At 70.2% G+C, this 22,015-nt stretch carries 19 protein-coding genes; 5 read left to right on the top strand and 14 right to left on the bottom strand.

Going from position 1 to position 22,015, the window contains the following annotated elements; all coding sequences use genetic code 11:
* Positions 1-16: 16 nt before the first annotated feature.
* From ACFC1K_RS13785 to rplU, 5 genes are all read right to left on the bottom strand, one after another.
* Complete coding sequence (locus ACFC1K_RS13785; RefSeq protein WP_375872054.1) at positions 17-1,276, bottom strand: glutamate-5-semialdehyde dehydrogenase; 1,260 nt, start codon at positions 1,274-1,276, stop codon at positions 17-19.
* The gene (proB, locus tag ACFC1K_RS13780) at positions 1,273-2,115 is read right to left on the bottom strand and encodes a glutamate 5-kinase (RefSeq protein WP_310291058.1); all 843 of its coding nucleotides are present in this window, start codon (positions 2,113-2,115) and stop codon (positions 1,273-1,275) included. Before proB ends, ACFC1K_RS13785 begins: the two co-directional genes overlap by 4 nt.
* Positions 2,112-3,620 (bottom strand): GTPase ObgE, encoded by a 1,509-nt coding sequence (gene obgE, locus ACFC1K_RS13775; RefSeq protein WP_375872053.1) that lies wholly within the window; start codon positions 3,618-3,620, stop codon positions 2,112-2,114. The genes proB and obgE overlap by 4 nt, the downstream gene beginning before the upstream one ends.
* Positions 3,621-3,725: 105 nt before the next feature.
* Entirely contained in the window at positions 3,726-3,983 is a 258-nt protein-coding gene (gene rpmA, locus ACFC1K_RS13770) for a 50S ribosomal protein L27 (protein ID WP_045302739.1), read from the bottom strand.
* A 19-nt stretch (positions 3,984-4,002) separates the two neighbouring features.
* Positions 4,003-4,311, bottom strand: a complete 309-nt coding sequence (gene rplU / locus ACFC1K_RS13765; RefSeq protein WP_026059456.1) for a 50S ribosomal protein L21 — start codon at positions 4,309-4,311, stop codon at positions 4,003-4,005.
* Between the two features lie 163 nt (positions 4,312-4,474).
* Between rplU and ACFC1K_RS13760 the strand changes: the two genes are divergently transcribed.
* Complete coding sequence (locus ACFC1K_RS13760) at positions 4,475-4,741, top strand: DUF4031 domain-containing protein (protein WP_310291060.1); 267 nt, start codon at positions 4,475-4,477, stop codon at positions 4,739-4,741.
* A 1-nt stretch (position 4,742) separates the two neighbouring features.
* On the opposite strand, the gene ACFC1K_RS13755 is transcribed toward ACFC1K_RS13760, so the two are convergent.
* Positions 4,743-5,837: a glycosyltransferase gene (locus ACFC1K_RS13755; protein ID WP_310291061.1), complete on the bottom strand. Its 1,095-nt coding sequence runs from the start codon at positions 5,835-5,837 to the stop codon at positions 4,743-4,745.
* Positions 5,838-5,938: 101 nt separating this feature from the next.
* On the bottom strand, positions 5,939-8,449 hold the full coding sequence (locus tag ACFC1K_RS13750) for an Rne/Rng family ribonuclease (RefSeq protein WP_375872052.1): 2,511 nt from the start codon (positions 8,447-8,449) through the stop codon (positions 5,939-5,941).
* Between the two features lie 344 nt (positions 8,450-8,793).
* Between ACFC1K_RS13750 and ACFC1K_RS13745 the strand changes: the two genes are divergently transcribed.
* Positions 8,794-9,417 carry a vitamin K epoxide reductase family protein gene (locus ACFC1K_RS13745; RefSeq protein WP_375872051.1) on the top strand — a complete coding sequence of 208 codons (624 nt, stop codon included), beginning with the start codon at positions 8,794-8,796 and terminating at the stop codon, positions 9,415-9,417.
* A gap of 36 nt (positions 9,418-9,453) precedes the next feature.
* On the opposite strand, the gene ndk is transcribed toward ACFC1K_RS13745, so the two are convergent.
* Genes ndk through ileS form a run of 4 tightly spaced genes read right to left on the bottom strand, consistent with a single transcriptional unit; the run spans position 9,454 to position 15,042 of the window.
* A complete protein-coding gene (gene ndk, locus ACFC1K_RS13740) occupies positions 9,454-9,870 on the bottom strand; it encodes a nucleoside-diphosphate kinase (protein ID WP_045302747.1) in 417 nt (138 codons plus the stop codon).
* A 20-nt stretch (positions 9,871-9,890) separates the two neighbouring features.
* Positions 9,891-10,292, bottom strand: a complete 402-nt coding sequence (locus tag ACFC1K_RS13735; protein WP_375872050.1) for a DUF4233 domain-containing protein — start codon at positions 10,290-10,292, stop codon at positions 9,891-9,893.
* Positions 10,289-11,647, bottom strand: coding sequence for a bifunctional folylpolyglutamate synthase/dihydrofolate synthase (locus tag ACFC1K_RS13730; RefSeq protein WP_375872049.1), 1,359 nt, complete (start codon positions 11,645-11,647; stop codon positions 10,289-10,291). The genes ACFC1K_RS13735 and ACFC1K_RS13730 overlap by 4 nt, the downstream gene beginning before the upstream one ends.
* Positions 11,644-15,042 carry an isoleucine--tRNA ligase gene (gene ileS / locus ACFC1K_RS13725; RefSeq protein ID WP_375872048.1) on the bottom strand — a complete coding sequence of 1,133 codons (3,399 nt, stop codon included), beginning with the start codon at positions 15,040-15,042 and terminating at the stop codon, positions 11,644-11,646. Before ileS ends, ACFC1K_RS13730 begins: the two co-directional genes overlap by 4 nt.
* Positions 15,043-15,365: 323 nt before the next feature.
* On the opposite strand from ileS, the gene ACFC1K_RS13720 reads away from it, so the two are divergent.
* The 3 genes from ACFC1K_RS13720 (at position 15,366) to ACFC1K_RS13710 (ending at position 19,715) form a co-directional block, all read left to right on the top strand.
* A complete protein-coding gene (locus ACFC1K_RS13720; RefSeq protein ID WP_375872047.1) occupies positions 15,366-16,703 on the top strand; it encodes an MFS transporter in 1,338 nt (445 codons plus the stop codon).
* A 146-nt stretch (positions 16,704-16,849) separates the two neighbouring features.
* Positions 16,850-19,465, top strand: coding sequence for a valine--tRNA ligase (gene valS / locus ACFC1K_RS13715; RefSeq protein WP_375872046.1), 2,616 nt, complete (start codon positions 16,850-16,852; stop codon positions 19,463-19,465).
* A 1-nt stretch (position 19,466) separates the two neighbouring features.
* Complete coding sequence (locus ACFC1K_RS13710) at positions 19,467-19,715, top strand: hypothetical protein (RefSeq protein ID WP_375872045.1); 249 nt, start codon at positions 19,467-19,469, stop codon at positions 19,713-19,715.
* Positions 19,716-19,726: 11 nt separating this feature from the next.
* On the opposite strand, the gene ACFC1K_RS13705 is transcribed toward ACFC1K_RS13710, so the two are convergent.
* Genes ACFC1K_RS13705 through ACFC1K_RS13695 form a run of 3 tightly spaced genes read right to left on the bottom strand, consistent with a single transcriptional unit; the run spans position 19,727 to position 21,941 of the window.
* Positions 19,727-21,079 (bottom strand): MFS transporter, encoded by a 1,353-nt coding sequence (locus ACFC1K_RS13705; RefSeq protein ID WP_375872044.1) that lies wholly within the window; start codon positions 21,077-21,079, stop codon positions 19,727-19,729.
* A complete protein-coding gene (locus ACFC1K_RS13700) occupies positions 21,076-21,306 on the bottom strand; it encodes a hypothetical protein (RefSeq protein WP_310291077.1) in 231 nt (76 codons plus the stop codon). Before ACFC1K_RS13700 ends, ACFC1K_RS13705 begins: the two co-directional genes overlap by 4 nt.
* Positions 21,303-21,941 carry a helix-turn-helix domain-containing protein gene (locus tag ACFC1K_RS13695; protein WP_310291079.1) on the bottom strand — a complete coding sequence of 213 codons (639 nt, stop codon included), beginning with the start codon at positions 21,939-21,941 and terminating at the stop codon, positions 21,303-21,305. Before ACFC1K_RS13695 ends, ACFC1K_RS13700 begins: the two co-directional genes overlap by 4 nt.
* Between the last annotated feature and the right edge of the window lie 74 nt (positions 21,942-22,015).

The raw sequence follows: 22,015 nt of genomic DNA, 5'->3' as shown, positions 1-22,015 counted from the left end.
GGACAAGTCTATTCCGTTATGCGCGGACCTGCCCGGCACCCCGCGCGAGCCACTTCGAGCTCGTGAGTTCGGCGAGGCCCATGGGGCCGCGCGCGTGCAGTTTCTGGGTCGAGATGCCGACCTCGGCGCCGAAGCCGAACTCGCCGCCGTCGGTGAACCGCGTCGAGGTGTTGGCCATCACCACGGCCGAGTCGACCTCGGCGAGGAAGCGCGCCTCGTTGGCGGCATCCTGCGTCACGATCGACTCCGTGTGGTGGGTCGAGTACCGGCGGATGTGCGCGAGCGCGTCGTCGAGGTCGTCCACGACGCGCATCGCCAGATCGAGGCTCAGGTACTCGGTCGCCCAGTCCTCGTCGGTCGCGGGTGTGACGCCCGCAGCCAGGCGCTCGACGGTCTCGTCGCCATGGACGGTGACGCCGCTCTGCTGCAGCGCCTCGACGACGGGGCCGACCAGACGATCGGCGGCGCCGCGATGCACGAGGACCGTCTCGACCGCGTTGCACACGCTCGGCCGCTGGGTCTTGGCGTTCACCACGATGTCGCGCGCCCACTCGAGGGGCGCCGTCTCGTCGAGGACGATGTGCACGACACCCGCGCCCGTCTCGATGACCGGGACCGACGACTCGGTCACGACCGTCTCGATCAGCTGCGCGCTGCCGCGCGGAACGAGCACGTCGACGACGCCCCGGGCGTGCATCAGCTCGCGCGCTCCTTCGCGGCCGAACTCGTCCACCGTCTGGATGGCCTCGGGGTCGATCCCCCGGTCTGCCAGTGCGCCGCGCATCGCGCGCACCAGCGCCGCGTTCGTGTGCTCGGCCGCGGTGCCGCCGCGGAGCACGACCGCGTTGCCGGAACGCAGGGCGAGGGCCGCGATGTCGACCGTCACGTTGGGTCGCGCCTCGTAGATCGAGCCCACCACGCCGAAGGGGACGGCGACCTTGGTGAGCGAGACGCCGTTCGCCAGGGTGCGCTCGTCGAGGACGCGGCCCACCGGGTCGGGCAGCGCGGCGATCTCGCGCACCGCCGCGGCGAGGGACGCGACGCGCGGCTCGTCGAGACGCAGTCGATCCTGCAGTGCTGTCGACAGCCCGGTCTCTGTTCCGCGGCGGAGGTCTTCCGCGTTCGCCGCCACGATCTCCGGCGCCGCGGCCTCGATCGCGTCGGCGATCGCGAGGAGCGCATCGCGCTTCGCTTCGTCTCCGAGGAGGCCGATGCTGCGCGCGGCGTCCTTGGCGAGGAGCATCCGTTCGCGTGCCGTCGTGGCGGTGGTGGTCATCCGCCCAGTGTATCGACCGCCGTGCGCACGGGACCGGTCGCGGCGGGCGCCGTGGGCTCGGGGTTGGGCTGGAACCACGTGCCGATCTCGTCGCCCGACAGCGCCTCGCCGACGAGGTCCGCGCTCGTGACGAGGACGCCGATCCCGGATGCTGCGGCCAGCCGCGCGGCGGACACCTTGGTCGCTGCTCCCCCGGTGCCGACGCTGTTGACGACGACCGAGCCGAACTCGAACCCGTGCAGGTCGTCGCCGTACGTGACGTGCGGTATCGGCCGCGCGCCGGGCTCGTCCGGCGGACGCGTGTAGAGGCACTCGATGTCGCTCAACAGCACCAGGGCGTCGGCGCCGATCAGCTGGGCGACCAGCGCGGCAAGGCGGTCGTTGTCGCCGAAGCGGATCTCGTGCGTGGCGACGGTGTCGTTCTCGTTGACGATCGGGAGGATGCGCAGGCCCAGGAGCCGCTCCATGGCGCGCCGCGCATTGGAGCGGTGGGTCGCGTTCTCGAGGTCGCCCGCGGTGAGGAGCACCTGGCCGGCGACGATGCGGAAGGGCCGCAGCGACTCCTGGTAGCGGTAGATGAGCACGTTCTGGCCCACCGCAGCCGCGGCCTGCTGCGTGGCGAGGTCGCTCGGTCGCTCGTCGAGGAGCAGATACGGCATCCCTGTCGCGATGGCGCCCGATGAGACGAGCACGACCTCGGTGCCACGCCCGTGGGCAGCGGCGAGGGCGTCGACGATCGGCTTGATCTTGTGGGCGTTGTCGCCGCTGATCGAAGAGGATCCGACCTTGACGACGACGCGTCGGGCGAGCGGGAGGTCGCTGCGCTCCCGCGCGCTCACTCGTCGTCCTCGTGGTCGCGGTAGCGCTCGGCGATCCGCTCGGCCTCGAGCTCGGCGCGCGCGTCGGCCTTGGCGTCCATCATGTCGTGGTACCGCTCGCGGCGCTCCGACGTGGTGCGACGGGTGTCGCGCAGCAGTCGCGGGTCGGTGCCGCGCGGGGCGGTCATCAGCTCCGCGTTCGACGAGATCGAGGGCTCCCAGTCGAAGACGATGCCGTCGCCCTCGCCGATCACGACGGTGGCGCCGGGGGTCGCGCCGGCGCGGAACAGCTCGACCTCGACGCCCAGCTTCTCGAGGCGGTCACCCAGGTAGCCGACGGCCTCCTCGTTCTGGAAGTCGGTCTGCTGCACCCACTTGAGCGGCTTGTCGCCCAGGATGCGGTAGATGTTGCCGTACGTGCCGCCTTCGACGCGGACCGAGAACTCCTTCTCCGAGCCCTTCGGCCGGATGACGATGCGCTCGGGCGCGGGAGCCGCCGCCTGCTCGGCGCGGTGCTTCGCGACGATGTCGCCGAGTGCGAAGGTGAGCTGACGCAGTCCCTCGTGGCTCACGGTCGAGATCTCGAACACGCGGAAGCCGCGCGCCTCCAGGTCGGGGCGGACGAGGTCGGCGAGATCCTTCGCCTCGGGGACGTCGACCTTGTTGAGCGCCACCAGCTGCGGACGTTCGAGCAGCGGCAGCTGCCCGTCGGGCACGGGGTAGGCGGCGAGCTCGGCGAGGATGACGTCGAGGTCGCTGAGCGGGTCGCGGCCCGGCTCGAGCGTCGCGCAGTCGAGGACGTGGACGAGCGCCGTGCAGCGCTCGACGTGGCGGAGGAACTCCAGCCCCAGGCCCTTTCCCTCGCTCGCTCCCTCGATGAGCCCCGGCACGTCGGCGACGGTGAAGCGCTGCTCCCCCGCCTGAACGACCCCGAGGTTCGGGTGGAGTGTGGTGAACGGGTACTCGGCGATCTTGGGCCGTGCGGCGGAGACCGCGGCGATGAGGCTCGACTTGCCGGCCGAAGGGAAGCCGACGAGCGCGACGTCGGCGACGGTCTTCAGCTCGAGGAGGACATCGCCCTCCCAGCCGGGCGTGCCCAGCAGTGCGAAGCCCGGCGCCTTGCGCTTGGGGTTGGCGAGGGCGGCGTTGCCGAGCCCGCCGAGACCACCGGGGGCGGCGACGAAGCGCATGCCCGGCTCGATCATGTCGACGATCACGTCGCCGGAGGTGTCCTTCACGACGGTGCCGACGGGCACGGGCAGCTCGAGCGGCTCACCTGCGGCACCCGATCGGTGGTCGCCCATGCCGAAGCCGCCGTTGCCGCTCGAGCGGTGCGGCGAGTGGTGGTAGGACAGCAGCGTGGTGACCTGCGGGTCGGCGACGAGGACGACGTCGCCGCCGTGGCCGCCGTTGCCGCCGTCGGGGCCGGCCAGCGGCTTGAACTTCTCGCGCTTGACGGACACGCAGCCGTTGCCGCCCTTGCCGGCACGCAGGTGCAGTGTCACCCGGTCGACGAACGTGACCATAGGGTCCCCCTCAGGTCTGGATGCTCCCCGGTGTGCCGGGAAGGAGATAAAGGGAAAGGGCGAGCCGAAGCCCGCCCCTTCCTGAAGTCTGTGAGACTCGCTGGATTACTCCGCGACCGCCACGATGTTGACGACCTTGCGGCCGCCCTTCTGGCCGAACTCGACCGAGCCCGCAGCGAGTGCGAACAGCGTGTCGTCGCCACCGCGGCCGACGTTGGCGCCGGGGTGGAAGTGCGTGCCGCGCTGGCGGACGAGGATCTCGCCGGCGTTGACGGCCTGGCCGCCGAAGCGCTTCACGCCGAGGCGCTGAGCGTTGGAGTCACGACCGTTACGGGTGGAGCTTGCGCCCTTTTTGTGTGCCATCTCTGCGTCTCCTGTGGCTTTACTTGATGCCGGTGACCTTGACGCGCGTGAGGTCCTGACGGTGCCCCTGGCGCTTCTTGTAACCGGTCTTGTTCTTGAACTTCTGGATCACGATCTTGGGGCCGCGCTCCTCGCCGAGCACCTCGGCGGTCACGGTGACCTTCGCGAGCTTGTCGGCGTCGGTCGTGACCGTGTCACCGTCGACGAAGAGCACCGCGGGGAGCTCGATCTTGTCGCCGATCTTCGCGGCCTGACGGTCGAGAACGACGATCGTGCCGACCTCGACCTTCTCCTGCCGGCCGCCGGCGCGCACAACTGCGTAAACCACTTCACACCTGTTTCTTCTGGGAGCGCGCGCACGCACTCGGGGACGTCAACGAAGACTTGGTGCGGATATCTCGACGCACCAAGGGTCTACTTTATCAGATGCCGGAACAGTCCGCGAAAGCGCGCCGGGCCGTGTCGCGGGATCGGGTGCGTAGGATCTGGACGTGGCGATCCTCATCGACGATCCTCTGTGGCCGGCGCACGGTCGGCTGTGGGCGCATCTGGTGACCGACACCGACCTCGCGGAGCTTCACGCCTTCGCCGCTGCGAACGGCATCCCTGCGCGCGGCTTCGACCTCGACCACTACGACGTGCCCGAAGAGGCGCACGCGCGTCTGGTCGCGGCCGGCGCGCTGCACGTGAGCGGGCACGAGCTGGTGCGACGCCTCATCGCATCCGGTCTTCGTGTGCGGGGGCGCGACCGCCGCTGAATCACCGGGCTGCCGCCGCCGACAGCTCGAGGACGTCGGCCGCGCGGCCGGGACCGTCGAAGGCGCGGATCGCGTCGCCGAGCCGCTGGGCGCGCACGCGGGTGGGACCATCGGCCAGCGTCCGCCGGATCGCGCGACGGATCGTGGCGGGGTCCGTCCGCCGCGACATCGTCGCTCCCACACCCGCGCGGGCCACGGCACGGCCGATACGCGGCTGGTCGGAGGTCGGCTCGAGGGGCAGCGTGAGCACCGGTACGCCGTGGGCCAGCGCGGCCAGGGTGGTGCCGTGTCCGCCGTGACCCACCACGAGGGAGGCCTCGGGGAAGAGCTCGTCGTGCGGCATCCATTCGTGCACTTCGATGCCGCGGGGAACGCGCACCTCCCCCACCGCGACCGCCGGGCCGAGTGTGGCGATCACCCGCACGTCGAGGCCGTCGACGGCGTCGAGCAGCCGCTGCCAGGTCCCGACGAGCTCGGCGAACCGGAAGGTGCTGAGGCTCAGCACGACCGTCGGCGCGGCGGGTTGTGCGGCGACGGCGCGCGTCATCGCTCCCGTGTACACGACCTCGCCCGGCGCGGCCGACAGCGCATGTTGCGCAGGGAACGGCAGCCCGAACCCGGGCACAGATGCCACGAGGATCGGTGCCGCGCGTCGGCGCGGCGCCTGCACCCGTATCCCCCGCGTCCACAGCACCGATCCCGCCACGCGCGCGCCCGAGGCCAGGAAGTCGTGCAGCGTGTGCTCGAGCACCACGATGCGCTGATCCATCCGATCGAGGACGTCCATCACCGCGAACAGCGTGCAGTCGACCACGACGACGTCGGCGGGGAACGCCGCGAGCAGCGCCACGGTGTCGTCGGCGAGGCCGGTGTCGGTGAACAGTCGGAAGAGGCCCGCGGGGCGTGGATCGAGCACGAAGCCGGGTGCGCTCGCGAACGCCGTGAAGGACAGACCGGCGGCGCGGTAGGCGCTCGCCTGGGAGTCGTGGCCGAGGACGCGGACGTCGTGCCCACGCCTCACGAGCGCACGCGCGATGGTGATGGTGGGCATGCGGTTGCCGCCGCCGTCCCACGTCACGAACACGTAGCGCGCCATCGCGCCCCCGATCCCCAGCTCCCGGGATTCAGCCTATCGAGGGGGTGTGCGGGCCGACAGAGGGGCGCTGCCCCGGCCTGGGCCGGGACAGCGCGCGATGCTCAGTCCTCCGACGGCGTGTGGGGCACCGGGGTGCCCGTGAGAGCCGCGGTCGTCACGCGACGACGCGCGCGGCCCTGCCCCGGAGCCTTGGGCTCGGGAAGGGCGTTCAGCACCGAGTCGAGGAGGAGGTCCTTCTCGGTGCGGTTCTCCTTCTTCGCGCCGGAATCCTGACGCTTCTTGCGCGGCTTCTTGGGGCGCTCCGCCGGAGCCTGCTCGACGACGGGGGCTGCCTCGACGTGCGGAGCCTCCTCGCTGTGGTGGATCGTGGATGCCGCGATCTGTGCGAGCGCCGACTTCACGCCCTCCGTGATCACGTGCGTGCCGTTCGAGCCGCCGCCGGAAGCGGGAGCCTGCGCGCCGCCACGCGGGCGACGGCCGGATGACGGCGCACCGCTCGCGGCGGGCACGCGGTGCTTGACGACCGGGTCGTGGTGCACGATCAGGCCGCGCCCCGCGCAGACCTCGCACGCCTCGCTGAACGTCTCCAGGAGACCCAGTCCGAGCTTCTTGCGCGTCATCTGCACGAGACCGAGCGAGGTGACCTCGGCGACCTGGTGCTTCGTCCGGTCGCGGCTCAGGCATTCGACGAGACGGCGCAGCACGAGATCACGGTTGGACTCGAGCACCATGTCGATGAAGTCGACGACGATGATCCCGCCGATGTCGCGCAGGCGCAGCTGGCGGACGATCTCCTCCGCGGCCTCGAGGTTGTTCTTCGTGACCGTCTCTTCGAGGTTTCCGCCCGAGCCGACGAACTTTCCGGTGTTGACGTCGACGACGGTCATCGCCTCGGTGCGGTCGATGACCAGCGAGCCGCCGGACGGCAGCCACACCTTGCGGTCGAGGGCCTTCTCGATCTGCTCGGTGACGCGGAACACGTCGAACGGGTCGTGCTCGCCCTCGTACCGCTCGACGCGCTCGAGCAGGTCGGGCGCCACGGACTCGAGGTACTTCGAGATGGTGTGGTGCGCGTCGTCGCCCTGGATGAGCATCTTCGAGAAGTCCTCGTTGAAGACGTCGCGGACGATCTTGACGAGCAGGTCGGGCTCCGAGTGCAGCAGCGCCGGCGCCTGGATCGTCTCGATCTGCTTCGAGATGTGCTCCCACTGGTTGGTGAGGCGCTGCACATCGCGCGTCAGCTGGTCCTCGGTGGCGCCCTCGGCGGCGGTGCGCACGATGACGCCCGACGACTCGGGCAGCACCTCCTTGAGGATCTTCTTGAGGCGCGCACGCTCGGTGTCGGGCAGCTTGCGCGAGATGCCGTTCATGTTGCCGCCCGGCACGTACACGAGGTAGCGACCGGGGAGCGAGATCTGGCTCGTGAGGCGGGCACCCTTGTGTCCGACCGGGTCCTTCGTGACCTGGACGAGCACGCGGTCGCCGGTCTTGAGCGCGAGCTCGATCCGGCGCGGCTGGTTGCCGGTCTCGACGGCGTCCCAGTCGACCTCGCCGGAGTACAGCACGGCGTTGCGGCCACGGCCGATGTCGACGAACGCGGCCTCCATGCTCGGCAGGACGTTCTGGACGCGACCGAGGTAGACGTTGCCGATGAGCGACGCGTCCTGGTTGCGCGCGACGTAGTGCTCCACGAGCACGTTGTCCTCGAGCACGGCGATCTGGATGCGGCCGTTGCGCGAGCGCACGATCATGTCGCGGTCGACAGCCTCACGGCGGGCGAGGAACTCCGCCTCGGTCACGACCGCACGGCGGCGACCTGCCTCGCGGCCGTCGCGGCGGCGCTGCTTCTTGGCCTCGAGACGCGTCGATCCCTTGATGCGCTGCGGCTCGGTGATGAGCTCGACGGCGCGCTGACGCGGCTGCGGCGGCTCGGAAGGCGCGGATGCCTCGTCCCGGCCCTCGCCGCGACGACGGCTGCGGCGGCGCGAGGTGCTCGACGACGCCGCGGCCTCGGGCTCCGGCTCGGGCTGCTGGCGGCCCGGACGTGCCGGAAGCGGCGCGATCTCGGGCGCGTAGAACATGAGCTGCGTCGACACGGCCGACACGAAGACCTCGGGGAGAAGCCCCAGGGTCACCGCGGTCACGGCTTCGGGCTCGGCAGGCGCTTCCGGCTCGACGGGCGCTTCGGCCTCGCCGGACGAGGCTTCGGCATCGCCGTCGGCCGATGCCTCGGCCTCCGCCGCGGGCTCGCCCTCAGGCCCAGCCGCCGCCTCCGCGGCGGGCTCAGCCTCCGCAGCGGGCTCGGCCTCTGCGGCCGGCTCAGCCTCTGCGGCCGGCTCGGCCTCTGCGGCGGGCTCGGCCTCTGCGGCGGGCTCGGCCTCTGCGGCGGGCTCGGCCTCTGCGGCGGGCTCAGCCTCTGCGGCCGGCTCGGGCACCGCGTCGGTCGCCTCGGCCGGGCTCTCCTCGGTCTGCGCGGGGACCTCGACGGTCTCCTGCGGCTCCTCGACCGGCGAGTCCGCGTCTGCCGCGGGTGTCGCCTCGTCGCCCGCTGTGGTCAGCGGCGCGTCCGGTTCGGTCTGAGGTGTGAATTCTGCATCGTTTCCATCAGCCATCACTGGCGTACTCCTAGCGGGGCGACACCGCGCGTCGCCCGGCGAAATCTCGTGCAGCGCCGCCCATGCCCCTCCGGACGGGGCGGTGCCGCGAACTCACTCGGTCTGCAGCGGTCGTCCGGCGCTAGGCGGATGCTCGCGCTGCCAAGGGCATTCGTCGCCCTGAAGTCTTCTGGTGATGATCGTCACAGCGCGGCCGTGAGTCATCGCCCCCCATTATCGCACTTACACCGCCAGAATGCCCATTCGCCCGGCGACTGCGCCTTCCCCACGCCGCGGATCGGCGATTTGCCACGGCGCGGGGGTGCGGCATCCGTGCAGAACTCGATGTCATAATCCGAGGCATGCCCGAGCAGCAGACCCACACCCGTCCGACCGGACTCGCCGTATGGCTCGTCATCGCGGGGGCGATCGGCTGGTGGGCGGCGTTCTCTCTGACGGTGGAGAAGCTGGAGAAGCTCGCGAACCCCGACGCGATCGCATCGTGCGACCTGAGCGTGCTGGTGCAGTGCAGCGCGAACCTCGAGTCGTGGCAGGGCAGCGCGTTCGGGTTCCCGAATCCGATCCTCGGGCTCACCGGCTGGGTCGCCCCGATCGTCGTCGGCACGGCGCTCCTCGCGCGGGCCCGGTTCGCGCGGTGGTTCTGGTGGTGCTTCTGGGCCGGCATCGCCTTCGCGTTCGGGTTCGTGATCTGGCTCATCAGCCAGAGCATCTACGCGCCCAATCTGCACACGCTGTGCCCGTGGTGCATGGTGACCTGGGCGGTCACGATCCCGACGTTCTACGCGGTCACGCTCCACATGCTCCGTGCGGGCCTCGTTCCGGCATCCGACCGGGTCCGCGACATCGCCGATCGGCTGATGGTGTGGGTCCCGCTGGCGGCGATCGTGAGCTACGCGATCATCCTGCTGCTGGCGCAGCTCGAGATGAACGCCGTCGTGAACATCTGGCAGACGCTATTCGGCTGACCCCGGAGGCGCGTCCAGGGTCAGCCGACCGAGCGATCAGCCGAACCAGATCTCGAGCTCGCGCGCGGCGGACTCGGGGCTGTCGGAGCCGTGCACGAGGTTCTGCTGCACCTTCAGGCCCCAGTCGCGGCCGAAGTCGCCGCGGACCGTGCCGGGCGCGGCCGTCGTAGGGTCGGTCGTGCCCGCGAGCGAGCGGAAGCCCTCGATCACGCGGTTGCCGGCGAGGCGGATCGCGACCGACGGGCCCGACATCATGAACTCGAGCAGCGGCTCGTAGAAGGGCTTGCCCTCGTGCTCGGCATAGTGGCGCTCGAGCGTCTCGCGGTCGGGCTCGACGAGGCGGATGTCGACGAGGGCGTACCCCTTCGCCTCGATGCGGGCGAGGATCGCGCCGGTGAGGCCGCGAGCGACGCCGTCGGGCTTGACGAGGACGAGGGTCTCTTCGATGGGCATGCGGGACCTTTCGTTGCTGTTCAGGCGTGGGGAGGAGGATCCGCCGCGAGGCGCGCGTTGCGCCGGTCGAGAGCGGCCCCCTTGATCGTCGCATACCCGTACATGCCGCCGAAAATGAGTGCGACGATGGCGAGCGCCGGCACGAGGAAGGCGCCCAGCAGGACGACGACCTGCAGCACCCACCCGAGCACGATGCCCCACCGGTAGCGCACGACCCGGGTCGTGAGGATCATCAGCACGGCCAGTCCGGCGCCGGCGACGATCCCCCACCACGGCGCGATCGACGCGGGAAGCGCCTTCAGACCGTAGACGACCAGGCCGCCGAGGAAGACGACGATCGACTCGAAGCCGAGCACGATCGTCGCGAGCGACTCCGCTGCACCGCGGGGGCGCCGGGGCTTCGGCTGCTTCTCGTCGGTCACGCGTTCCACCCGGCCTTCCAGTCCTCGTCCGCCGCGAGGGCGAGGGCCTCCCCCGCGAGCACGACCGACCCCGCGATCACGACGGCACGTCGATCGGATGCTGAGGCCCACGCGCGCGCCGCCTCCGCGGCATCGGCGAGGTCGCGGTGAACGGAGACGCGCAGATCGTGAGCCTCCGCGAGGTCGGCGACGGCATCCGCGTCCTCGGCCCGCTCGGAGTCGGGGGCGGTGGCGAACACGTGGGCGGCGACCGGTGCGATCTCGGACACGATGCCGGCGGCATCCTTGTCGGAGAGCACGCCGAGCACCACACCCCATTCGTCGAAGTCGAACGCCTCGCGCAGCGCGGTGACGAGGGCGCGGGCGCCATGCGGATTGTGCGCCGCGTCGACCAGCACGGTCGGGGCGGCGCCGACGAGCTGGAGGCGTCCGGGTGAAGTCACTCCGGCGAGCCCTTCCGCCAGCACGTCCCCGGCGATCGGCTGCGACGCGCCGCCGACGAGCGACTCGACGGCCGCGATCGCGAGCGCCGCGTTGAAGCCCTGGTGGGCCCCGTAGAGCGGCAGGTACTCGTCCTCGTAGGTGGCGGCGAGGCCGCGCACGCTGATCTGCTGCCCGCCGACGGCGAGTCGCTGCTGCGCGAGTGCGAACTCGGAGCCCTCGAAGGCGATCGAGGCGTCGTGGGCTGCCGCGGCTTCGCGCAGCACCGCCTCGGCGGCGGCATCCTGCCGTGCCGACACGACCGCGGCGCCGTCCTTGATGATGCCCGCCTTGACGCGCGCGATCTCGGCGATCGTGTCGCCGAGCCGGTCCGCGTGGTCGAGGTCGATGGGCGCGAACACCGCCACGTCGCCGTCGGCGGTGTTGGTGGAGTCCCACGACCCGCCCATGCCGACCTCGAGCACGAGCACGTCGATCGGCGCGTCGGCGAACGCGACGAACGCGAGCACCGTCAGCAGCTCGAAGAACGTCAGCGGCGCGTCGTCGGCGGCGGCGAGCTCCGCATCCACCAGATCCACGAACGGTGCGATCTCGTCCCACGCGTCGGCGACCGCCGCGTCGTCGATCGGCTCGCCGTCGACCATGATCCGCTCGGTGAACCGTTCGAGGTGGGGACTGGTGAACAGACCCGTGCGCAGGCCGTGCGCGCGCACGAGGGTCTCGATCATCCGGCTGGTCGACGTCTTGCCGTTGGTTCCGGTGACGTGGACGACGCGGTACGTCTTCTGGGGATCGTCGAGCAGCTCGAGCACGCGCCGCGTGCGCTCCACTCGCGGCTGCACCCACCGCTCCCCCTGGCGCTCGAGGAGCGCCTCGTAGACGGCGTCGGCGCGCTTGCGGTCGCGATCGCTCATGCCGTGGCCCCCGTCCGGCCGACCGAGACGGTGAAGGCGCCGCGGTTCGCATAGGTTCCCGCATCGACCACCGCCTCGAACTCGATGGGTGTCCCGGAATCACCGGATGCTGCGAGCTCGGCCGTCCGCGTGCGCACGCTGTGGGCGAGCGCGAGCGTCTCGCCTGCCACGTCGGCGATGTCGAAGGCTGCCGACACCGCCTCGCCGTCGGCCTCGTCGTCGAACACGAGACCGAGGCGGATGCGGTCGCTCACGTCGAACCCGGCCGCCTTACGGGTGTCCTGGACGGCGCGGATCACGTCGCGGGCCAGCCCTTCCGCCTCGAGCTCGGGCGTCGTCGTCGTGTCGAGCAGGACGAAGCCGTCGCCCGCGAGGAGGGCGATCGCCGTGCCGTCGGCAATGCCGCCGGCCTCGAGCGTGAGGTCGTACTCCCCTGGCTCCAGGGCGATGCCGTCGACGACCACGACACCGTCGCGCTCCTCCCACACGCCCGCCTTCGCGCCCGAGATCACGTGCTGGACCTGCTTGCCCAGGCGCGGGCCCGCGGCGCGCGCGTTCACGCTGAGTCGCTTGCTGATGCCGTAGCGCTCCGAGACGTCGTCGCCGAGCTCGATGAGCTCGACCGACTTCACGTTGAGCTCGTCGCGCAGGATGCCGTCGAACTGCGCGAGGGACGCAGCATCCGGAACCGCCACCGTCAAGGTGGGAAGCGGCAGGCGCACGCGACGGCCCTCCTTCTTGCGCAGGGCGTTGGCGACGCTGGATGCCTCGCGGACAGCGTCCATCGCGGCGCGGATGTCGTCCGCCGCGGGGAAGGCGTCGGCGTCGGGCCAGTCCTGCAGGTGGACGCTGCGGCCGCCGGTGAGGCCCTGCCAGATCTTCTCGGAGACCAGCGGGATGAGCGGGGCGGCGACGCGTGTGAGCGTCTCGAGCACGGTGTAGAGCGTGTCGAACGCCTCGCGGCTCTTGGCGTGATCGGGGCTGCCGTCGGCGGAGACGCCCACCCAGAACCGGTCGCGCGAGCGACGGATGTACCAGTTGGTCAGGGCCTCGGCGAAGTCGCGGACCTTCGCCGCGGCGAGCGTCGAATCGAGCACCTCGAGGTCGGCGGCGACCTCGCGCACGAGGTCGCCGGTGAGCGCCAGGATGTAGCGGTCGAGCACATCCGTGGAGTCGGTGCGCCACGACGCCTGGTAGCCCTCGCCACCCGCGCCGCCGGCCGCATTGGCGTACGTCGCGAAGAAGTACCACGCGTTCCACAGCGGGAGCAGGAATTCCCGCACGCCCGCGCGGATGCCCTCTTCGGTCACGACGAGGTTGCCGCCGCGCAGCACCGAGCTCGACATCAGGAACCATCGCATCGCGTCGGATCCGTCGCGGTCGAACACCTCGCTGACGTCGGGATAGTTGCGCAGCGACTTCGACATCTTGAGCCCGTCGCTGCCCAGGACGATGCCGTGGCACGACACGCCGGTGAACGCCGGGCGGTCGAACAGCGCCGTCGAGAGCACGTGCATCACGTAGAACCAGCCGCGCGTCTGCCCGATGTACTCGACGATGAAGTCGGCAGGCGAGTGCTCGTCGAACCACTGCTGGTTCTCGAACGGGTAGTGCACCTGCGCGTACGGCATCGACCCCGAGTCGAACCAGACGTCGAACACGTCCTCGATCCGGCGCATCGTGCTCTTGCCGGTCGGGTCGTCCGGGTTCGGGCGCGTGAGGTCGTCGATGTACGGACGGTGCAGGTCGACCTCGCCGTCCGCGTTCGTCGGGAGACGCCCGAAGTCGCGCTCGAGCTCCTCCAGCGACCCGTAGACGTCGACGCGCGGGTGCTCCGGGTCGTCGCTCTTCCACACCGGGATCGGCGAGCCCCAGTACCGGTTGCGGCTGATCGACCAGTCACGTGCGCCGTCGAGCCACTTGCCGAACTGGCCGTGCTTGACGTTCTCGGGCACCCACGTGATCTGCTCGTTGCCCGCGAGCATGCGGTCCTTGATGTCGGTGACGCGCACGAACCAGCTCGACACCGCCCGGTAGATGAGGGGGTTCCGGCAGCGCCAGCAGTGCGGGTACGAGTGCTCGTAGCTCGCCTCGCGCAGCAGGCGCCCCTCCTGCTTGAGCAGGCGGATGAGCGGACGGTTCGCGTCCATCCACAGCTCGCCGGCGACATCCGTCACCTGCGGGAGGAAGCGTCCGCCGTCGTCCAGGCTCATGATCAGCGGGATGCCGGCGGCCTCGGTCACGCGCTGATCGTCCTCACCGAAGGCCGGTGCCTGGTGGACGATGCCCGTGCCGTCGCCGGTCGTGACGTAGTCGTCGACGAGGATGCGCCACGCGGTCTGCGTGCCCCAGATCGAGGCATCCGCGTAGTAGTCGAAGAGGCGGTCGTACGTGACGTTCTCGAGGTCGGCGCCCAGCACCGTCTGCTCGACGGCCTCGCGTGCGGCCTCGACGGAGTCGTACCCGAGGTCCTTCGCGTAGCCCGCGAGCAGATCCTCGGCCAGGAGGTACCGGTGCGCGGTGGCGCCCTCGGGGTCGTCCCCCGCCGGGACGTCGGCCGCCCCGAGCGGACCACCGGGAACGACGGCGTACCGGATGTCGGGCCCCACCGCGAGGGCGAGGTTCGTGGGCAGGGTCCACGGGGTCGTCGTCCACGCGAGGGCGCGCACGCCGGTGAGCCCGAGCGCCTCAGCCTTCACGCCGGTGAGCGGGAACGTGATCGTGACCGACGGGTCCTGGCGCATCTTGTAGACGTCGTCGTCCATGCGCAGCTCGTGGGCCGAGAGCGGCGTCTCGTCGCGCCAGCAGTACGGCAGCACGCGGTGCCCCTCGTAGGCGAGGCCCTTGTCGTGGATCGTCTTGAACGCCCACAGCACGGATTCCATGTACGTGAGGTCGAGCGTCTTGTACCCGCGCTCGAAGTCGACCCAGCGCGCCTGGCGGGTGACGTAGTCCTCCCACTCCCGGGTGTAGGCCAGCACCGACTCGCGCGACTTGGCGTTGAACGTGGCGATGCCCATCGCCTCGATCTCGCTCTTCTCCGTGATGCCGAGCTGCTTCATCGCCTCGAGCTCGGCCGGGAGGCCGTGGGTGTCCCAGCCGAAGACGCGATCGACCTTCTTGCCGCGCATGGTCTGGAAGCGCGGGAAGACGTCCTTCGCGTAGCCGGTCAGGAGGTGGCCGTAGTGCGGCAGCCCGTTGGCGAAGGGCGGGCCGTCGTAGAAGACCCATTCCTCGGCGCCGTCGCGCTGGTCGATGGACGCGCGGAAGGTGCGGTCGGTCTCCCAGAACGCGAGCGTCTGCTGCTCGATCTCGGGGAAGCGGGGGCTCGGAACGACGGCGGCCGGCGCGGCGTCGGCCGCGGGCCCGAAGGCGGAGGGTCGGGGGTAGGTCATGTTCTCTCGCAGGTGCTCGCTCGTGTGCTTCCTGCGGGGACGACACTGCCTGGATCCCTGACCAGACGTACCGCGGTACCACCCTGCATTGACGCTCGGCCCTTCGACAGGCTCAGGGACCGAGACGCCCTCTCTCACTGCGGCTGTGACGGGCCTGACCCGCTCGGTTCTACTGGGGCGCCACGTGCGTGGGGTCCTGTTCTTCCGAGAGCTCCCCGGTGATGGCCGGATCCGCGCTGGTCCGACGAGTCTACCGTGGCTGTGCAAGAGGGAATGCGGTGACCGTCGTGGAGGTTTCTGGACTCGTGCCAAGATTGACGCCCGTGACCGCAGCAGCACCCGAACCCGCGCTCGCCCTCGAGACCGCCCCGACGCGTCGCGTCGCGTGGGCGTCGATGGTGGGCACCTCCCTCGAGTCCTTCGACTTCTACCTGTTCGCCTACTTCTCGGCGTTCTTCGTCGGCCCGCTGTTCTTCGACCCGCTGGGCGAGTTCGGCGCGACCAGCGCGGCGTTCCTCACGATCGCCCTCGCGTTCGTCGTGCGCCCGATCGGCGCCGTGATCTTCGGCTACATGGGCGACCGGCTCGGCCGCCGAGCGACCCTGCTGTGGACCGTCGCCATCATGGGTGTCGCGACCGGCCTCATCGGCCTCCTCCCCACCTATGCGCAGGCGGGCTGGCTGGGCGCGATCCTGCTGATCCTCCTCCGCATCGTGCAGGGCCTGTCGCTCGGCGGCGAGTGGGGCGGCTCGATCCTCATCGCCACCGAGAACTCCGGCCCCGTCAAGCGCGCCTTCTACGCCGCGGTCCCCCAGCTCGGATCCCCCGTCGGCTCGATCCTGTCCGCGACGGTGTTCATCGTGCTGACGACCGTCCTCCCGGCGGACCAGATCGCGGCGTGGGGCTGGCGCATCCCGTTCCTCCTCGCGATCCCACTGCTGCTGGTGTCGCTGTACCTGCGGTGGTCGATCACCGAGACGCCGGTGTTCGAGCGCGTCGTCTCCGAGGGGCGCCGCGACCGCGTCCCCTTCCTCACGATGTTCGCGAAGCGCCCCGGTGCCATGGCCATCGCCATCGGCGCCGCCCTCCTCGGCATCGGGTCGTACTCGCTGATGAACACGTACACGGTCAATTACGGCGTGGAGCAGCTGGGCTTCAGCTTCCAGGACCTGCTCATCGCGACCACGATCGGCGGCCTGCTGCAGCTCGTCACCATCCCGGTTTTCGGCGCATGGGCGAGCCGCGTCGGCTCCGCGAACGTCGTGGTGTGGGGCGCGCTGGGCACGCTCCTCATCACCTTCCCGATGTACTTCCTGCTCCAGTTCGCGACCTTCCCGATCCTCATCGCGACGATGCTCGTCGGCGGCATCCTGCCGACGATGGCCTGGGCCGCGCTCGGAGGTCTCATGAACGACCTCTTCCCTGATCGCTTCCGCTATTCGGCGCTGTCGTTCGCGTACGCCCTGGCGGCGACGATCAGCGGCTTCGTGCCCTACCTCACGTTCGAGCTCGGCGTGGCCACGGGCTTCGCGTGGTGGCACCCGGGCGTGATCCTCGCGATCATGTCGGTCATCACGCTGGTCTCCGCGTGGCTGGCCTCCCGGCGCACCGTGGAGCCCGAGCTCGCGAGCGACCCGGCGACCGCGACGGCCTACGCCTGAGCGAAGTCGCCTGAAAGCGAGCGGATGCCGGAACCCCCGGCATCCGCTCGCTTCTCCCGGTGCATGGACACCCGGGTAGAATCGAGCGACATCCCACACTCAGGCACGCTCACACAGTGCCGCACATATCGCCTCGAGGAGACGCCATGACCGACGCCCGCCCCGCACAGGGTCAGATCCCGGACAAGCCCGCGCTGGAGGGCCTCGAGGAGAAGTGGGATGCCGCCTGGTCCGGGCAGGGCACGTACCTGTTCGACCGTGCTCGTGCGGCACAGGTCGGTCGCGCCGGCGTGTACTCGGTCGACACTCCCCCGCCGACGGCGTCCGGGAGCCTGCACATCGGGCACGTGTTCTCGTTCACGCACACCGACCTCAAGGTGCGGTACGAGCGCATGCGCGGGAAGACCGTGTTCTACCCGATGGGCTGGGACGACAACGGTCTGCCCACCGAGCGCCGCGTGCAGAACTACTACGGCGTGCGCTGCGACCCGTCGCTGCCCTACGACGCCGACTTCACGCCGCCGTTCGAGGGCGGCGACAACAAGTCGAGCCGCGCCGCCGACCAGGTGCCCGTCAGCCGCCGCAACTTCATCGAGCTGTGCGAGAAGCTCACGGTCGAGGACGAGAAGCAGTTCGAGGCGCTCTTCCGCCAGTTGGGCCTCAGTGTCGACTGGACGCAGACCTACCGCACCATCTCCGACGACACGATCCGCACGAGCCAGCGCGCGTTCCTGCGCAACCTCGAGCGCGGCGAGGCGTACCAGGACCTCGCGCCGACGATGTGGGACATCGACTTCCGCACCGCCGTGGCCCAGGCAGAACTCGAGGACCGCGAACAGCAGGCGTCGTTCCACACCATCGACTTCCCGTTCGCGGACGGCTCGGGCGCGATCACGATCGAGACCACTCGTCCGGAGCTGCTGCCCGCGTGCGTCGCGATCGTCACCCACCCCGAGGGTCCCCACAAGCACCTCATCGGCACGAAGGTGCGGAGCCCCTTCTTCGGCGCCGACATCGAGATCCACGGCCACCACCTCGCCCAGCCCGACAAGGGCACGGGCGCGGCGATGGTCTGCACCTTCGGCGACGTGACCGACATCGTGTGGTGGCGGGAGCTGCGCACCACCGACGGCCGCCACCTGCCGAACATGACCACGATCGGCCTCGACGGGCGCTTCCTGCCCCAGGCGCCCTCGATCGTCGCGAACGCCGAGGCGAGCGCGTGGTACGAGGCCGAGATGGCGGGCAAGACCGTCTTCTCCGCCCGCAAGGCCCTCGTCGAGAAGCTGCAGGAGACCGGCGACATCACCGCCGTCGGCAAGCCGTTCAGCCACGCGGTGAAGTTCTTCGAGAAGGGCGACCGTCCGCTGGAGATCGTCTCGACGCGCCAGTGGTACATCCGCAACGGCGCACGCGACGCCGAGCTGCGCGACAAGCTCATCGCACTCGGACAGCAGATGTCGTGGCATCCCGATTTCATGCGGGTCCGCTACGAGAACTGGACCAACGGTCTCACCGGCGACTGGCTCGTGTCGCGCCAGCGCTTCTTCGGCGTGCCGATCCCGCTCTGGTACGGGCTCGACGAGAACGGCGAGCGCGACTACGACCGCGTGCTCACCCCCGACCTGGCGTCGCTTCCGGTCGATCCGTCGACCGACGTGCCCCCGGGCTACAGCGCAGACCAGCGCGGCGTCGCGGGTGGCTTCGACGGCGAGAACGACATCTTCGACACGTGGGCGACCTCGTCGCTCACGCCGCAGCTGGCAGGCGGCTGGGATCGCGATCCGGAGCTCTGGAACCTCGTTGCCCCGTTCGACATGCGCCCGCAGGGTCAGGACATCATCCGCACCTGGCTGTTCTCGACGATGCTGCGCAGCGCCCTCGAGGACGACCGTGCGCCGTGGATGGATGCCGCGATCTCGGGCTTCATCGTCGACCCCGACCGCAAGAAGATGTCGAAGTCGAAGGGCAACGTCGTCACGCCGGCTGACATCCTGGCGCAGCACGGCTCGGACGCGGTGCGGTACTGGGCGGCCTCGAGCCGCCTCGGCACCGACGCGGCGTTCGACCCGCAGAACCCGACGCAGATCAAGATCGGCCGCCGCCTCGCGATCAAGGTTCTCAACGCCGCGAAGTTCGTGCTGTCGTTCCCGGTGCCCGAGGGTGCCGAGGTGACCCATGCCCTCGACGCATCGATGCTCGCGACGCTCCACGGCGTCGTGCGCGACGCCACGAAGGCGCTCGAGAACTACGACCACGCCCGTGCGCTCGAGGTGACCGAGTCGTTCTTCTGGACGTTCTGCGACGACTACCTCGAGCTCGTCAAGGAGCGCGCCTACAACCAGACGGACGCCGGTCAGGCCTCCGCCGCGCTCGCGCTGCGCCTGGCGATGTCGGCGCTGCTGCGGCTCCTCGCCCCCGTGCTGGCGTTCACGGCCGAAGAGGCCTGGTCGTGGTTCAACGACGGCTCGGTGCACACCGCAGACTGGCCCGTCGCACCGGAGGAGGAGTGGGGCGATCCCGCCGTGCTGACCGCCGTGAGCGCGGCGCTCATCGGCATCCGCCGCGCGAAGACCGAGGCGAAGGCCTCGCAGAAGACCGCGGTCGCCCGCGCCGTCCTCGCCGGACCGGCCGCCGCGCTCGATGCGCTGCGGCTCGCGGAAGGCGATCTCAAGGCGGTCGGCCGGATCGCCGAGATCGAATACGTCGAGGCCGACGCCGTCTCCGTCACGGAGATCGAGCTCGCCCCGCAGGAGGTGTGACATGCAGCTCGGAACGCGCTGGACCTCGGGCGACGAACCGCCGAAGGCCGTCCCGGCCGCGCTGGTGCGCGGCATCCGTTCCGTCGATGAGACGATCCCCGCCGACCAGCTCGGTCAGCCGCGCCCGCGCTGGACGCTCACGTGGCTGGAGGGCAAGCCGATCGCGGAGCTCGACACGGGAGTGACCGTGTCGCTGGACGGCGACGGCGAAGCCGTCGTCCGGCACGATCCGGACGACGGCTTCGCATAAGCCTCAGCGGCTCATTCCTCGGGCGCGTCGTGATGCGACGCCGAGAGGAGCAATCGGATGGCGAACAGCGTCGCGACGAGTGTCACGCCCGCGGCGATGAGGAACGGCAGCCGCAGATCGATGCGGGCGACCCAGCCGCCGAGAAGCGTCGCGAACGGGAAGATGCCCCACGTGAAGGTGCGGGTGATCCCCAGCACGCGACCGAAGATGTGACCCGGGACGATCGTCTGGCGCAGCGCGCCCCACGGCACGTTCCACACGGAGACGGCCGCGGCCATGAGGCCGTACGCGATCGTTCCCGTGATCGCCTCGGGTGCCGCCCACACCGCCGCGAGGCTGATGGCCGCGACGACGTTGGCGCCCAGCATCACCGGGCCGCGGCCGAACTTCGCGACGAGCGATGAGGCCACCAGTGACCCCGCGAGTCCCCCGAGCCCGATTCCGGCGGTCACGACGCCGATCGCGGCCGCCGGCACGTGCTGCACGTCGAGGAAGTACAGGTACACCGGTGCCTGGGCGAACGCGAAGGCCGAACCGACGATCGAGGTGAAGATCACCATCGAGCGCAGGAACCGGTGATTCCAGAGGTACACGAAGGCGTCGCGAGCCGAGACGTTCGGACGGGCGGTGGCGGCAGCATCCGTCTCCGCCGCCTCTTCGGACGCCGCCAGCGGGTCGCCGGCTGCGACAGCCGCCTCGGCCCGCACCGCCGTGGCGCGCGCATCGTGCAGCGGACGAGCGGCCGACAGCGGGAGCATCACGGCGAGCACGATCGGGATGAGGTAGCCCGCGGCGCCCACCCAGAGCGGCAGCGCGAGCGAGATCGCGAACAGGACGCCGCCGATCGGCGACGAGATGAAGCTGTCGATCGTGATCTGCGCGGCCTGCATCCAGCCGTTCGCGCGATCCAGCGCCGGGCGCTTGACGACCGCCGGCATGATCGCGTTCGTCGCGTTGTCGAACAGCGTCTCGCCGAGACCGAAGACCAGCACGCCGGCGAACAGCCACCAGATGTCGAGAGCGCCTGAGACGGTGAGCAGGGCGAGCCCGACCGCAGCGAGTCCACGGATGCCGTTGGCGATCGCCATGATCCAGCGGCGATCGAACCGGTCGACGAGCATGCCGGCCGGCAGGCCGAAGACGAGCCACGGGAGGAACGCGAGCGCGGTGATCGCCGAGATCGCGAGCGGGTCGCGGGTCAGGGTGGTGGCGATGAGTGGAACCGCCACGCGTCCGAGGCCATCCGCGAGGTTGCTGAACGCGGCCGCGGTCCACAGCTTTCCGAAATCGCGGCCGAGCGGGACCCTGCGTGCCCGCCCGGCCGACGATCCGGTCCGCTCGGCCGTGTCGACGCTGTCGCTCATCGCGGCAACAGCCCCATCGCCGCGCGCGCCTCGGCTTCGCGCCGAGCCCCGACCACGGCCGCCTGAGCGGTCAATGCGCGACGCTCTTCGGCGTCGTCTCGCTTCTCGACGCGTGCGACGACGTACGCGTCGAGAGCGGATGCAGCGCGCAGCAGCGCGCGGTCGAATCGGGTGGCGGATGCCCGGAACCCACGTGCCGCGAGTTCGTCTGCCGTGATGGCGGTCATGACTGTCCTCCTATTTGCGGGAGCGGGAAGAGGTCTGCCCGGATGGTGACGGGGCGGACGTTCTCGCCGGTCTGATTGCGGTAGTTGTCGACGGTCTCGTCGATGAGCGCCATGATCTTGAGCGCCAGGTCTTTGCTCTGCTCGGCGGTGAGGCGCGCGGTGGCGGTGGAGATCAGCGTGCCTTCCTGCCACATCTCGTCCTCGCCGCCGATCCCGCGGTTGACGAAGTCGAGCAGCTGGTCGTTGCGGTTGCGCAGGAACTCGTTCATCACGACCTGCGTCGCCGCACGACCGGCGGGCGTCGCCATCGCATCCGGGTTGGCGAATGAAACGCCTCCGACGGGACGCTCCCACCACCGCTCGCGGCCGGTGCCGCGGTCTTCGGCCTCCCGGATCAAGTCCTGCTTGGCGAGAGCGCGGAGGTGGTAGCTCGTCGACCCGCTGGACTCCCCCAGCCGCTCCGCGAGCGAGCTCGCCGTCTGCGGACCGTACTGGCTGAGGATGTCGTAGATCTTCACGCGCAACGGGTGCGCCAGAGCCCGGAGCGCCCCGGAGTCGAGGACGCGATCCTGGTTGTGACGCTCCTCGGTGCGGGCGGCGGCGTCCGCGGTCTCGGGTGTCTTGTTCTCTGCCATGACCCCAGGTTAGCGATGCAAAGAGTTCTTTGCAAGTACTTCTTTGCAATCAATAGTTTGCAAGCGGAGCTTTG

The sequence above is a fragment of the Microbacterium sp. NPDC056057 genome (genome assembly GCF_042266945.1).
Lineage (GTDB): Bacteria > Actinomycetota > Actinomycetes > Actinomycetales > Microbacteriaceae > Microbacterium > Microbacterium trichothecenolyticum_C.
This window is presented reverse-complemented; position numbering and strand designations above follow the sequence as displayed.

What these genes read in the sequence shown, in the direction of transcription:
- ACFC1K_RS13785 (WP_375872054.1), bottom strand. Translation starts at nt 1,276, where the DNA reads ATGACCACCACCGCCACGACGGCACGCGAACGGATGCTCCTCGCCAAG.
- obgE (WP_375872053.1), bottom strand. Translation starts at nt 3,620, where the DNA reads ATGGTCACGTTCGTCGACCGGGTGACACTGCACCTGCGTGCCGGCAAG.
- rpmA (WP_045302739.1), bottom strand. Translation starts at nt 3,983, where the DNA reads ATGGCACACAAAAAGGGCGCAAGCTCCACCCGTAACGGTCGTGACTCC.
- ACFC1K_RS13755 (WP_310291061.1), bottom strand. Translation starts at nt 5,837, where the DNA reads ATGGCGCGCTACGTGTTCGTGACGTGGGACGGCGGCGGCAACCGCATG.
- ACFC1K_RS13750 (WP_375872052.1), bottom strand. Translation starts at nt 8,449, where the DNA reads ATGGCTGATGGAAACGATGCAGAATTCACACCTCAGACCGAACCGGAC.
- ACFC1K_RS13745 (WP_375872051.1), top strand. Translation starts at nt 8,794, where the DNA reads ATGCCCGAGCAGCAGACCCACACCCGTCCGACCGGACTCGCCGTATGG.
- ndk (WP_045302747.1), bottom strand. Translation starts at nt 9,870, where the DNA reads ATGCCCATCGAAGAGACCCTCGTCCTCGTCAAGCCCGACGGCGTCGCT.
- ACFC1K_RS13730 (WP_375872049.1), bottom strand. Translation starts at nt 11,647, where the DNA reads ATGAGCGATCGCGACCGCAAGCGCGCCGACGCCGTCTACGAGGCGCTC.
- ileS (WP_375872048.1), bottom strand. Translation starts at nt 15,042, where the DNA reads ATGACCTACCCCCGACCCTCCGCCTTCGGGCCCGCGGCCGACGCCGCG.
- valS (WP_375872046.1), top strand. Translation starts at nt 16,850, where the DNA reads ATGACCGACGCCCGCCCCGCACAGGGTCAGATCCCGGACAAGCCCGCG.
- ACFC1K_RS13710 (WP_375872045.1), top strand. Translation starts at nt 19,467, where the DNA reads ATGCAGCTCGGAACGCGCTGGACCTCGGGCGACGAACCGCCGAAGGCC.
- ACFC1K_RS13705 (WP_375872044.1), bottom strand. Translation starts at nt 21,079, where the DNA reads ATGAGCGACAGCGTCGACACGGCCGAGCGGACCGGATCGTCGGCCGGG.
- ACFC1K_RS13700 (WP_310291077.1), bottom strand. Translation starts at nt 21,306, where the DNA reads ATGACCGCCATCACGGCAGACGAACTCGCGGCACGTGGGTTCCGGGCA.
- ACFC1K_RS13695 (WP_310291079.1), bottom strand. Translation starts at nt 21,941, where the DNA reads ATGGCAGAGAACAAGACACCCGAGACCGCGGACGCCGCCGCCCGCACC.